The sequence below is a fragment of the Xanthomonas pisi DSM 18956 genome (assembly GCF_001010415.1).
GTDB classification, from domain to species: Bacteria; Pseudomonadota; Gammaproteobacteria; order Xanthomonadales; family Xanthomonadaceae; genus Xanthomonas; species Xanthomonas pisi.
On the sequence record NZ_JPLE01000316.1, the window covers coordinates 1 to 333 of the forward strand.

Annotated in this window: 1 protein-coding gene; it reads right to left on the reverse strand. The window is 53.8% G+C overall.

Translation table 11 applies throughout. The annotated features are described in order from the left end of the window. Positions 1-63: 63 nt before the first annotated feature. On the reverse strand, positions 64-333 hold a 270-nt coding region (locus Y887_RS19900; protein WP_211257039.1), incomplete at its 5' end, for a hypothetical protein.

A 333-nucleotide genomic window follows, 5' to 3' on the forward strand; every position in this document is an offset into this window, starting at 1 on the left:
GTGGGCGGTCTGCTCCTGAATATCCAGCCCTTGCGAGAGTTTCGTATTTGCCATACTCCATAATTACAGTCTCCAGTTCTGAGCCTGACTCTGAATAGCGTTAGCCCCGGTGTCTGGCGTTTTAGAACCTCCACTTCCGCTACCGCCAGCCTTATGCATTGCATAAGCCCCAACCGCACCCAGACCAGCGCCAACAAGAGAGGCTCGCCCCTGCTGTTTCGTAAACGCCGCCTGTGCATCCGATTTAGCTTTTGCCAGACTGCTGTCTGCCAGAGAGTTAAAACTCTGTAACGCATCCGCCTTCTGACCAGAACCGAGAGCAGCAACATCCTT